Origin of the sequence: Enterococcus sp. AZ009, assembly GCF_050548785.1 — a bacterium.
Classification (GTDB): Bacteria; Bacillota; Bacilli; order Lactobacillales; family Enterococcaceae; genus Enterococcus_D; species Enterococcus_D entomosocium.
The window spans coordinates 3,499,450-3,512,110 of the sequence record NZ_CP172960.1 but is presented as its reverse complement, the minus strand read 5'-3'; the positions used below and the strand labels follow the sequence as shown (position 1 = coordinate 3,512,110).

Genomic DNA, 12,661 nt, shown 5'->3' with positions numbered 1-12,661 from the left:
CAAAGCAGTTCAAATAAGTAGCTAGATGAAAATAGGTTGATGAAAAAGGTTGATGAATAATGTTGAGTAAAAAAGAAATCATCATGCTAAAGATGCTCTACCAAAACCGCAACACATACACTAGCAGCAAACAGATCGCAAATCAACTGGGGGTCTCGGATCGGACTACTCGCAAGTACGTTCAAGGTCTGGGACTTATCCTGAAGAACCATAAGATTGGTCAAATTTGTGCCAAGCAAGGACAGGGGTATCGCTTGAACATCACGGACCAGCGTTCCTTTGATCTGTTTTATTCAGAGAAGACCAATCTCAGGCCAACAGCTGACGATCTAACCACGATCAATGAAGCCAATGACCGGCAATATTTTTTGTTAAATCAATTGTTATTTGGGCATAAGCCCGTTTTTGTTGATGATTTGGCAGCGGATCTATGTGTTTCACGCTCGACGATTTCGAATGATATCGTTGAAATCAAGCAATTATTAAAGCCTTACACGATCGAGTTGAAACATCGAACCAGCCAAGGCATTTATGTCGAAGGATCTGAAAACAGTCTACGGCATTTCATCATGAATTACTTTTTCATGAATCGCCTGCAAGACAATCTTTATGCATTCTCAATGTACAAACATCTATTAGAGGGGATAGCGATCGAGGAGATCGTGATCATCGTCTTGGACACCTGTCGTAAATACTTTTTGAAACTCTCTGATTTTATGATCTATACGATCGTTCTGCATATAGGCTTAGCGATAAAACGGCTGCAGTCGGGCTTTGAGATCCAGCTGCATCCGCAGGATCCTGAATTGGAACAAGAAGCAGAATACCAGTCGGCTATAGAGATCGTTGAGAAGATTCGCCAACAGATGGGCATTGCTTTGCCGCCAGAAGAGGCTTTTTATATCGCCATTCACTTAAAAAACAAACTAGTTTCCGAAACTATCCGTGAACAGATCGATTTAGATGATAACGAGGTCAAACAACAGCTGTTAGCTGTTTTGCATAAAATCGATCAAGAAACCGGCTTTTGCTTAGTCGAAGATCCACTGTTGATAGAAGGGCTGATGATGCATATCACCCCCTTATTGCAACGATTGAATAACGGTACGAGTATGGAGAATCCTTTGCTAGAGACCATCAAAAAAGATTACAGTGACTTTTTTCAGTTAACGATTCGGCATTTTTCTGATGTTCCCTTCTTTGCCCCCTATAGAGTGACCGAAGGAGAGCTTGCCTATTTGACGATCCATTTAACTGCTGCGATGGAACGCTTAGCGAATCAACAAAAAGCCAAGGTCATAGTGATCTGTGCAACAGGAATTGGTAGTTCGCAAATGTTAAAAAATCGTTTGGAACACGAACTTGGTTCAAAAATCGTGATTGAAGATATGATCAGCTATTACGAAATCAGTGAACAAAAACTAGCAGGGATCGATTTGATCATTTCATCCATCAAAGTACCAGATGTGGTTCTAAATATCCCCATCGTCACCGTCAGTGTTTTTTTAGATAAAAAAGATATCCAAAAAATCAATCGCCAGTTGAAGCAGTATAAAATCAAAAAACAGTATGGTAGCATACTGAAACAACAGCCGAAATCTTTATCTGACAAGGAGCGGGAATTGATTGAGACCAGCTTTCGCTCAGAACTTTTTCTGCTGATAGAGGAAGAGACTGACAAAGCAACTGTTATGGATCAGTTGCTGACGAAAATTGAAGGCTTGGAAAAACGTTCAGTGAAAGAAGCGCTAGGCAAGCAGCTTGCTTTACGAGAAGCCTATAGCTCAGTAGCCTTTTCGGATCATTTGGCGGTGGCGCACCCCATTGAACCGATCACCAATGATGCTTATGCGGCCGTTGCTATACTAAAACAAGGCATAAAATGGGATGACGAGCATGACCAGATCCAGCTGATTTTCTTACTTTCCCCTGATCGATTGGGGCAAGTAGAATTGAACAAAATCAGCCAACTGTTAGTACCGATCATTGAAGATGAATCATTTAAAGATGCACTCATAGCAAGTGGTGATTTTGAACATTTTATGAAATGTTTTATTGGGTATCACCTAGAAGCACATATATAGCACATGTAAGGGAGAAAGAACAATGGAATCAGAAAAATTACAAGAGACCGCTTTTCAAATCATTCTTAGCAGCGGGGATGCTCGGACAATCGTTCATGAAGCATTCCAAGAGATGCGCCAAGGAACTTTTGAAGCAGCACAAGCAAAACTGGATCAAGCAAATGAAGCACTAGTAGAGGCCCATAAAGCACAGACGGGCTTATTACAAGAATACGCCAGCGGCGAAAAAATCGACATGGAGATTATCATGGTCCATGCACAAGATCATCTAATGACAACGATGACTTTGCGAGAAGTGGCGATTGAAATGCTGGCGTTATACCAGCGAGAGCGGTAGAAAGGAAGGGAACAAATGACCAATCAAGAACAACAGAAAAAAATGGCAGAAAAAAATTTTCGGTTTAATCGCTTTTTATTTCTAAGGTATGTATTAGCAGTGTTTTTCTTTGCAAATCTTTATTGGTTATTGGCTGCGATGGCCAGCAATGCCCTACTCCTGATTCTTCCGCTGGCGCTGTTGGTTTTGGCTATTTCGGCAATTGGAGAATACGTGCGCCTTTATGGCAGCCACTCAGAGCAAATAGCAGAAAAACTGCGGTGGACGCGCTTGTTTTATCTTTGTCAACTGACGATGAATCTCCTTTTATGCGCCGTTTGTTTCTTCTCTCCTCTGTTTTCATTCGTTTTTCCTTTTCTTGATAATACACTGCACAATCGAGGCATTCTTACACTCTGGCTTAGTGTGGGGCTAACGTTAGCTGCGCTATGTTTGCAGCGTGTGAATAAGATCCGTCACAAAAAAGATACGTATTATGGATATATTAAAGAATACCAAAAACTCATTGAAGGGAAGTAGTTACATTATGGAACAATCAAATAGCAAGTTGTTCAGTCTCTTAGAAACGGCCGTCATGGGACCGTTAGGAAAAGTGGCACAGTTCAAAATCGTACGTGCCATCATGGCTGCTGGGATGGCTTCGATTCCTTTTACGATCGTTGGCTCGATGTTTTTAGTTATCAATGTATTGCCGCAGACCTTTACCTTTTTAGAAGATTTCTTCAATAATACTTTTTTCAGAGTCAGTGAATTGTATATGCTGGCAAACAGCACGACAATGGGACTTTTGGCATTATATTTTTGTATCGTTCTCGGCTATGAATACACCAAGATCTATGCGGAAGAAGAAGAGTTGGATCTTGCGCCTATGAGTGGGGCGTTACTATCGATGTTTGCCTTTTTCATGTCGATCCCACAATTGATGATTGTGGATGGCAACATGTCACGGATCACCGATCAAGAAAATGCTATCATCAATGGCTGGGCGATCGGTGGCGACGGGGTGGAGCGTTTAGGAACGACCGGGATATTTACCGGTATCATTATGGCGGTGTTGGCCGTTCAGTTGTACCGTTTATGTGTGACGAAAAAATGGGTCATTAAAATGCCTGAAGAAGTCCCATTAGGGGTTGCCCGTGCCTTTACAGCATTGATTCCCGCCTTTGTTGTGGCCTTCACGGTTCTTATCATCAATGGCGCATTAGTTGCAGCAGGAACGGATATTTTCCAAATCATTGCGGTACCTTTTGGGTTTGTTACCAATTTGACCAACAGTTGGTTAGGTTTGATGGTGATTTACTTTTTAGTCAGTGCATTATGGTTAGTAGGGATTCATGGCGCAAATATCATTTTCTCTGTATTGACGCCAATCACCTTAGGCAATTTGACAGCCAATGCTGAGGGCGCCAATTTTGCATTAGCTGGTGAGTTTAACAATGCGTATGTGACCGTCGGTGGTTCAGGGGCAACGCTAGGTCTCGCTTTATTCTTGGTTTATCTGGCGAAATCAAAACAATTAAGAGTGTTAGGAAAAGCTTCGATCATTCCAGCATTATTCAATATTAACGAGCCGTTGATTTTCGGGATTCCTTTGATTTATAATCCTTTCTTAGCGATTCCCTTTTTCTTAGCACCGATGGCATCCGCATCGATTGCCTATTTTGCGATCGAATTGGAAATCATTCGACCGATGATCGCCCAAATGCCATGGCCTTCTCCAATCGGCATCGGCGCATTTATTGGAAGTGGAGGCGATTGGAAAGCCGCAGTTTGTGCTTTCTTATGTGCAGGCGTTGCCTTTTTGATCTACTTCCCATTCGCTCGTTCTTATGACGCAGGCCTAGTCAAGCAAGAAGCCCAAGAAGGGGAACAAGCAGCATAAATCGAAAGGAATAAGAAAGAAACGTCCACACGGCCGTTTCTTTTTTTAAGCGTTCTATTCTGCTTTTTTTCGATTCGATGGTACGATGAAACTAGTGAGTTATGAAAAAAAGAAGGAGTGGAGAACATGAAATTTTTAATTTGGCTGGTCTGTGTGATCGGCATTGAAGCAACAGGAATCATCTCGAGTTTGTTTGCAGGGGACATTGCCGGAACGTATGCGCAAATGGAAAAACCCTTTTTAGCCCCTCCTGGCGGGATCATTGGGATCGTTTGGACGATTTTGTATGCCTTTATGGGAACGGCGTTGTATCTGTTGATCGTCGCCAAAGTCAATCCAGCGCTTAAAAAGAATGCCTACATCTTCTTTGCGATCCAGCAAGTATTAAACTTCTTTTGGAGTATCGTTTTCTTTGGCTGGAATGCTTACTGGGCAGGAACGGTCATTATTGTCTTGTTAGTGTTATCAGTGATTATTTGTATGATCCTTTTTGCTCGCATCGACAAAAAAGCGATGTACTTGTTTATTCCTTATTTGATTTGGTGTTTATACGCCGGCTACTTAACGATTGGCTTAACTTTATTGAATGCCTGATAGAAAAACCCTCTTCCAAGCGTCTTGTTGGAAGAGGGTTTTTTCTTTTAGATATAGTCTTCAGTCAATTCCATAAAGCTGGCAACATCTTTTAGGACCATGTCGATCCCTGCTTGCCAGAAGTCTGGTTTCGTTAAATCGACACCAAGGTGTTTTTGCGCCAGTTCTTCCGTCGTCATTGAAGCAGTATCTTGCAATAAAGCAATGTATTCTTCTTCAAAGCTAGACCCTTTTTCATTGGCATACGCGTAGATCCCCATACTAAAGAGGTAACCAAAGGTATAAGGGAAGTTGTAGAACGGCACATCGTCAATAAAGAAGTGCAATTTGGCTGCCCAGAAATGTGGGTGATAAGTCGCTAACCCATCCGCATAGCTTTCTTTTTGCGCCGCAGTCATCATTTCCGTGATTTGTTCCGCTGAAACCAAGCCCTTTTGACGAGCTTGATAGAAGCTGTTCTCAAAAATAAAACGTGCGTGGATGTTCATGAACATCGCGATCGCATTTTGCATTTTAGCATCCAATAGATTGATTTTTTCTTCTTTTGTCGTTGCTTCTTTGAGGGTTGCATCAGCAACGATCAATTCAGCAAAGGTACTTGCTGTTTCGGCAACGTTCATGGCATAGTTGCGGTTTAATTCTGGCAGCTCCCAAAGAACGCTGCTGTGAAAAGCGTGACCGAGCTCATGGGCAAGCGTCGCTACTTCGTTGACAGAATTGCTGTAGGTCATGAAAATACGTGATTCTTTGGTTTCTGGCAAGCTGGTGCAATAGCCGCCAGGACGTTTGCCGGGACGATCTTCTGCTTCGATCCAGCTTTTTTCAAAAGCGACTTGGGCAAAGTCAGCCATTTTTGGGCTGAACTTACGGAAGTTGGTCAAAATGAAGTCAGCTGCTTCATCAAAGGTGTAGGTTCTTTCTTCCATATCGCCAAGGATGATTGGCGCATCTTGGTCTTGCCATTCCATTTTTTCTTTGCCGAAAAGCTGCGCTTTGCGGGTCAAGAAATCAACGATCGGCTGTTTGTTCTTTTGGATCGTGCCCCACATAGCATCCAATGTCGCTTTTTGCAGACGATTGTATTCTAATGGTTCCTTCAAGTAATCAGTGACACCGTGAAGTTTGAAGGTAGAAAGGCGGAAACCGTCTAAGTGGTTCAAGGTATCCGCAAAGAGGTCTTCTTTTTCTGCCCACGTCTTTTCCCAAGTGTCGAATAAACGCGCACGAACTTCCGGATCAGGATCACCCATCATTTTATTGAAGGCTTGACCAGCTGAAAACTTGATCGTCGTGCCGTCTTCTTGCAGGAAAGGAATTTCGATCGAGGCAACGATCGTATCGTAATGTTGGCTCCAAGCATTCAAGCCATCTAAATTTAAAGTATTGATGATGGTCTCTTCTGCTTCGGATAACAATTCTTTGCCGTCGCGGCGAATCTCGCTTAAACGAAAAGCGACAGGTGCTAAGTTTTCCGCTTTAACTAGTGCTGTCCAATCATCCTCAGAAATTTCTGTCAATTTTTTCGAGAAAACGGTTTGTGCTGCTTGCAGTGCTGGCAATTTTGCGTAGAGGTCACCCGTCAGGATTTTGGCTTTGCTGTCATTGACATTCGCTGAAAGCAAGGCATTGATAAAGCTGCCGCATTGTGAAAATCCTTGACTAATAGTTGCGGATAAATCAAGTAACTCTTCTAATTTTGCTGCATCGTCTTCGCTGTTGGGCGACCATGCATCGACTGTTGTTCGGTAATTTGCAATTTGTTCTTCCAGTTGGCTCATGCGTTCTTTTAATTGAACAGAATCGCTGCCTCCCGGAAAGATTGTTTCCAGATTCCAATTGATTGAATAGGTCATTCCTATCAAACCCCTTTCTTTTCCTTCGATCTTATTAAGTATAGCATAACGAAATTTGGTCGCAACCATCAGAATCCTTATGAAATAAGGGTTCTTGATGAAACTGTACCAAAAACAAAAAATGGAATGTATAACTCCTTGATCTATTGATAGGGCGGAAAAACGTCAAAAATAAAAAAACTATCACATCCTCATCAAATTCTTAGAAAAAAATCGATGGATAAATATTACATATGAAAAAAAACAGCGAGTAAAAAAACGCCTGATGAGCGATATTCGCTTTTTCATGCATAATGCCAAATCCTTTGCGAAAAGAACACGAAATATACCACTTCGAAAGCGTATACAATTAGGTAGCATAGAGGTGTAAACAGAAGAAGGAGGAAGAAAAATGCCAAATGCTATTCATGTTTTTTCAGAGATTGGACGATTGAAGCAAGTCATGCTTCACCGCCCTGGTCGGGAATTGGAGAACCTTGTTCCTGATCATTTGAACCGCCTGCTATTTGATGATATTCCTTTTTTGGAACAAGCCAGAGCAGAACATGATCGGTTTGCGGAAGTCCTACGTCAAAATGATGTGGAGGTGTTGTATCTAGAAGATTTAGCTGCTGAATCGCTCACGTCACCAGAAATCAAACAGCAATTTCTCAAGGATTATTTAGCGGAAACTACAATCCAAAGTTCTGAGATCATCAAAGAAGTCACGGATTATTTTATGTCTTGTGACAATGATCGGGAACTGATCGACAAAACTATGGCTGGTTTAGCCAAAAATGAACTGGAGCTGCCAAATACCCAGAGCCTCGCTGGGACCGTGGATGATCAATACCCATTTCTGATCGATCCAATGCCGAATTTGTATTTTACACGAGATCCCTTTGCGACGATTGGTAACGGAGTATCCTTGAATCGCATGTATTCAGAAACAAGACGGCGCGAAACGTTATACGGCAAATATATTTTTGCTCATCATCCAATGTTCCAGCAAAATCCGCCTCATATGCTTTATGATCGCGCCCAACCAACCCGCATCGAAGGTGGCGACGAATTAGTTCTGTCAAAACATGTGTTGGCGATTGGTATCTCGCAACGAACGGATGCCGCTTCGATTGAGCAGCTGGCCCGCAAAGTGTTCGAAAATGAGCCAAGCTTTGAGTATGTTCTAGCGTTTGACATTGGTCAAGAGCGCAAATTCATGCATTTAGATACGGTATTTACAATGGTCGATCATGACAAGTTTACGATCCATCCAGAAATCGAAGGAGAGCTGACGGTTTATTCAATCTCACGAGCAGGTGATGGGGTGACGATCAAAGAAGAAAAGGACACGTTGGAAAATATTTTATGTCGCTATCTAGAACTAAATACGGTTGAATTGATTCGTTGCGGCGGCAGTGATTTGATTGCAGCAGCTCGGGAACAATGGAATGACGGTTCCAATACCTTGACGATCGCACCTGGCGAAGTCGTCGTATATGACCGCAATACCATCACCAATCAGAAGTTGGCAGAAGCCGGTATCAAATTGCACAAAATCTCCGGCAGTGAATTGGTTCGTGGTCGTGGCGGTCCTCGTTGCATGAGCATGCCATTTGTTAGAGAAGATATTTAAATCAGAGGAGGAATCATCGATGGAACAAGTATTTAAAGGAAGAAGTTTTTTAGCAGAAAAAGATTTTACGAAAGCCGAGTTAGAATACCTCATTGATTTTTCAATCTATTTAAAACAATTGAAAAAACAAAATATTTCTCATCGTTATTTAGAAGGCAAGAACATTGCCCTTTTGTTTGAAAAAACATCGACTCGGACACGGGCGGCCTTTACGACAGCTGCCATCGATCTTGGTGCCCATCCAGAATTTTTAGGCGCGAATGATATTCAGCTAGGCAAAAAAGAATCTGTCGAAGATACAGCAAAAGTTTTAGGCAGCATGTTTGACGGTATTGAGTTTCGTGGATTCAGTCAACAAGTCGTTGAAGATTTAGCCAAATTCTCCGGTGTTCCTGTTTGGAATGGCTTAACCGATGAATGGCACCCAACCCAAATGATCGCTGACTTTATGACCATCAAAGAAAACTTCGGCACCTTGGAAAACATTACGCTAGTTTATGTGGGCGACGGCCGGAACAATATGGCGAATAGTTTGTTAGTGACGGGGGCAATTTTAGGGGTCAACGTTCGTATCTGTGCACCAAAAGAACTTTTCCCAGCGCAAGAAGTGACAGACTATGCCAACAAATTTGCTAAAGAATCTGGCAGTCAGTTGATGGTAACAGATGATATCCAAAAAGGCGTCAAAGATGCAGACGTCTTGTATACCGATGTTTGGGTGTCAATGGGGGAAGAAGACCAGTTCGAAGAGCGGGTGAAGCTGTTGAAAGATTACCAGATCAACCGCGAAATGGTGATGGCCACCGGAAAACAAGACGATGGCTTGATCGTGCTGCACTGCTTGCCAGCGTTCCATGATACGAATACGACGTATGGAAAAATGATCGAAGAAAAATTTGGCATTTCTGAAATGGAGATCACAGACGATATTTTCCGTAGTCACTGGGGTCGTCAATTTGAAGAGGCTGAAAACCGGATGCACTCGATCAAAGCGATCATGGCAGTAACATTAGGCGATCTATTTATTCCTAGAGTGTGAGAAGGAGCAGTGAGCAGATGAGTGAAAAGAAACCAACGATCGTTGTCGCCCTTGGCGGCAACGCCATCTTAGCAGAAGATGCCAGTGCCAAAGGGCAAAAAGAGCGACTCAAACAGACCGTGGACTACCTGATTCCCTTGATCCGAAAAGACGTCAATTTGATCATTACTCATGGGAATGGTCCCCAAGTGGGAAACCTGGTTTTGCAGCAGCAAGCGAGCGATTCTAGCAAAAACCCAGCAATGCCTTTAGATACCTGTGTCGCCATGACCCAAGGCAGTATTGGCTATTGGTTGCAAAATGAGCTGAGAATCCAGTTGAAAGCAGCACAAATAGCGAAGCCGGTGGTGACTGTGGTCACGGAAATTACAGTCGATGCCCAAGATCCAGCATTTGCCCATCCGACAAAACCAATCGGGCCGTTCTTAACGGAAACGGCTGCCAAAGAAGCCATGGCGGCTTCAGATGCCATCTACCGGGAAGATGCTGGTCGTGGCTGGCGGAAAGTCGTGGCTAGTCCTGCACCACAAGCGATCCAAGAAGTTGCCAGCATCAAAGCGCTGATTGAACAAAACACGATCGTCATTTGTGCAGGAGGCGGCGGCATTCCCGTGCTAGACAATGGCCTGGGTGTTGAAGCCGTGATCGATAAAGATTTTGCTTCTGAAAAATTGGCTCGATTAGTCGATGCGGATCAGCTGATCATTTTAACGGGCGTAGAAAAAATCGCTTTGAACTTTGGCAAGGAAAGTGAGCAGTGGTTGGATCATGTGACCGCCGCGGAATTGGAAACCTATGTCGATGAAGGCCATTTTTCACCAGGTAGTATGTTGCCGAAAGTACAAGCCGCTTTGAACTTTGTCAAAATGGGGGCGGAAAAACGGGCAGTGATTACTTCTTTAGACAAGCTGGCAGCTATCGATGATGCTGGCACGCAGATCACCTGGAAGTAAGCGAAGCAGCAAAGCAAGACCCAAAACATTGGAGTGAGAAAAATGATCGACCACCAAATAAAAGATCCATCAACAAGAGCGAACAGCTTTCAATGGCTGGAAGAAGAAAATCAGCAGCGTTTGAAAGAGCATATTTACTGCCGTACGTACAAAAAAGGTCAAGTGCTTTTTTATGAAGGCGACGTAAGAGATCGGATATTCCTTGTGATAGAAGGACTTGTGCGGATCGAAAAGACCGACGGAACTGATTCCTATTGTTATGTAGATTTTGTTGGGCCAGATCAGTTATTTCCTTTGATTGGCTTGTTTGAAAGAGACAACTATGATGTATCGGCATTCGCTGCAACAGACATTGTCGTGCAGTTTGCAGCGATGTCACTGTTTGAACCGCTAGTCGTTTCGTCTACAAGTCAGTTGCTGTGGCTCAATCAGCAAATGAGCCGGCAGTTGGAAAAGCAAAGACGCCGTGTCGAGTATTGTGTCACCTCCAGCGCGCAAACAAGAGTCGTTAATACGATTGGTCTTTTGATGATCGAGCATGGGCAGACACAAGGTGAGCAGATTCGCATCCCTTTTCCAGTTTTTATCAATGATATAGCCAAGTACAGTGGAACGACGCGAGAGACAGTCAGTCAAACGCTCAAGGCGCTCGTGCATAAAAGAAAGATTTATTATCGCTACAAAGAACTCATTATTTATGACCAAGATTATTTTTCTCATGTTGCCAAGTAATGGCTGGCAGCAAATAGGATCGATTCAAAAAAGGGGGAACACAGATGAAAAAAAAGCAAAAAGAAAAAAAGTCGCTGACATCATTCAGTATCTTATTTCTGATCATTATCGCCTTGACGGTCGCTTCCTGGCTCTTAGCAGGGCAGCCTTTTGCGCCTTCTTTACCAGCAGGCCAAGAAGAGATGGTCAGCCAAGTGGTGGGTGCCAAGTTTTCTGATTTCTTTATGGCGCCTTTTAACGGATTTCGTGATGCGATCGAGATCTGTGTGTTTATTCTCTGTTTGGGTGGTTTTTTGAATATCGTCACGCGAACAGGCGCTTTGGAAGCCGGGATTCAGCATTTGGTCAAAAAACTCAAAGGCAATGAGTTGATTTTGATTCCGATTTTAATGATCTTGTTTTCGATCGGCGGCTCCACTTATGGAATGGCGGAAGAAACGATTCCTTTTTATTCCTTATTAGCAATAACGATGGTGGCATCAGGTTTTGATACGATCGTCGCAGCAGGAACCGTTATGCTGGGTGCTGGTGCCGGCGTGATTGGCTCCACCGTCAATCCCTTTGCGACCGGCGTTGCGATGGATGCCTTGCGAAGCATCGATATTGCCCCAAACAATGGCACGATCTTAGTAGTCGGGGCATTGCTTTGGTTAGTCACGACCGCATACTGTATCTTTGTGGTGATGTCTTATGCCAAAAAAGTCAAAGCCGACAAAGGCTCCACGATCTTATCGCTGCAAGAGCAAAAAGAAATGGAAGAACATTTTGTCAAAGACACGAACGAAGCCTTGGTGTTTACGCAAAAACATCGCCTGATTTTGACGATTTTTGGTTTATCCTTTGTGATCATGGTGGTTTCCTTGATTCCTTGGGGCGACTTTGATATCCATGTGTTTGACGGTTGGACCGCCTTTTTGACCGGCAATAGCTTCGGTGAATGGTATTTTGGTGATTTGGCCATGTGGTTCTTCTACATCAGTATCATCATTGCGTTGATTCAAGGATTCTCAGAAAAAGAAATCGTGACCAACTTTATCGATGGGGTCAAAGACATTTTATCCGTTGTCTTGATCATCGTTGTGGCACGGGGTGCTTCCTACATTATGCAAACGACGTACTTGGATCTGTTTATTTTGGATCGGGCTTCCCATCTTTTAGAAGGTCTATCACCTGTCCTGTTTGTGATTGGCGCCTACATTTTGTATCTGCTCTTATCGTTCTTGATTCCATCGACTTCCGGACTAGCGTATGTATCGATCCCGATCATGGGGGCCTTGGCGCAAAGCATCGGACTCAATCCGAACGTCATGGTGATGATCTTTACTGCTGGTTGCGGATTAGTGAATTTGATCACACCAACTTCTGGCGTCGTGATGGGGGGATTGGAGCTGGCTCGGGTCAACTATTCCACTTGGACCCGCTTTATGCGCAAACCGTTACTGGTTATCGGAATTTCCAATCTTGCCATTTTAATCTTCTCAATGTTGTTCTTGTAAGCTACGTTTCAAGATGTGAACGAGACGGATCAACTATTTCAGTAAGCGAGGCGACTTGAGAGGAGCGGATCAAGTA

At 43.4% G+C, this 12,661-nt stretch carries 11 protein-coding genes; 10 read left to right on the top strand and 1 reads right to left on the bottom strand.

Annotated elements, in window-relative coordinates; genetic code table 11:
• The first annotated feature begins 59 nt into the window (after nucleotides 1–59).
• From IGJ74_RS16660 to IGJ74_RS16640, 5 genes are all read left to right on the top strand, one after another.
• Nucleotides 60–2,084, top strand: coding sequence for a BglG family transcription antiterminator (locus IGJ74_RS16660; RefSeq protein WP_087664540.1), 2,025 nt, complete (start codon nucleotides 60–62; stop codon nucleotides 2,082–2,084).
• 22 nt (nucleotides 2,085–2,106) lie between these two features.
• Nucleotides 2,107–2,421: a PTS cellobiose transporter subunit IIA gene (locus IGJ74_RS16655; RefSeq protein WP_016620318.1), complete on the top strand. Its 315-nt coding sequence runs from the start codon at nucleotides 2,107–2,109 to the stop codon at nucleotides 2,419–2,421.
• Nucleotides 2,422–2,436: 15 nt separating this feature from the next.
• Entirely contained in the window at nucleotides 2,437–2,940 is a 504-nt protein-coding gene (locus IGJ74_RS16650) for a hypothetical protein (RefSeq protein ID WP_086332733.1), read from the top strand.
• 7 nt (nucleotides 2,941–2,947) lie between these two features.
• Nucleotides 2,948–4,303 (top strand): PTS cellobiose transporter subunit IIC, encoded by a 1,356-nt coding sequence (gene celB / locus IGJ74_RS16645; protein WP_008380179.1) that lies wholly within the window; start codon nucleotides 2,948–2,950, stop codon nucleotides 4,301–4,303.
• 126 nt (nucleotides 4,304–4,429) lie between these two features.
• Entirely contained in the window at nucleotides 4,430–4,897 is a 468-nt protein-coding gene (locus tag IGJ74_RS16640; RefSeq protein ID WP_005233316.1) for a TspO/MBR family protein, read from the top strand.
• A gap of 47 nt (nucleotides 4,898–4,944) precedes the next feature.
• Here the strand turns inward: IGJ74_RS16640 and IGJ74_RS16635 are convergent, their stop codons facing one another.
• A complete protein-coding gene (locus IGJ74_RS16635) occupies nucleotides 4,945–6,750 on the bottom strand; it encodes a M3 family oligoendopeptidase (protein ID WP_034872886.1) in 1,806 nt (601 codons plus the stop codon).
• 391 nt (nucleotides 6,751–7,141) lie between these two features.
• On the opposite strand from IGJ74_RS16635, the gene arcA reads away from it, so the two are divergent.
• The 5 genes from arcA to IGJ74_RS16610 are packed head-to-tail and all read left to right on the top strand — an operon-like array spanning nucleotide 7,142 to nucleotide 12,585.
• Entirely contained in the window at nucleotides 7,142–8,365 is a 1,224-nt protein-coding gene (gene arcA, locus IGJ74_RS16630; protein ID WP_008380174.1) for an arginine deiminase, read from the top strand.
• A gap of 19 nt (nucleotides 8,366–8,384) precedes the next feature.
• Complete coding sequence (argF, locus tag IGJ74_RS16625; protein ID WP_008380172.1) at nucleotides 8,385–9,404, top strand: ornithine carbamoyltransferase; 1,020 nt, start codon at nucleotides 8,385–8,387, stop codon at nucleotides 9,402–9,404.
• A 17-nt stretch (nucleotides 9,405–9,421) separates the two neighbouring features.
• On the top strand, nucleotides 9,422–10,357 hold the full coding sequence (gene arcC / locus IGJ74_RS16620) for a carbamate kinase (protein WP_005233327.1): 936 nt from the start codon (nucleotides 9,422–9,424) through the stop codon (nucleotides 10,355–10,357).
• A gap of 42 nt (nucleotides 10,358–10,399) precedes the next feature.
• Nucleotides 10,400–11,089, top strand: coding sequence for a Crp/Fnr family transcriptional regulator (locus IGJ74_RS16615; RefSeq protein ID WP_005233329.1), 690 nt, complete (start codon nucleotides 10,400–10,402; stop codon nucleotides 11,087–11,089).
• A 44-nt stretch (nucleotides 11,090–11,133) separates the two neighbouring features.
• Nucleotides 11,134–12,585 carry a YfcC family protein gene (locus IGJ74_RS16610; protein WP_008380167.1) on the top strand — a complete coding sequence of 484 codons (1,452 nt, stop codon included), beginning with the start codon at nucleotides 11,134–11,136 and terminating at the stop codon, nucleotides 12,583–12,585.
• The last annotated feature ends 76 nt before the right edge of the window (nucleotides 12,586–12,661 follow it).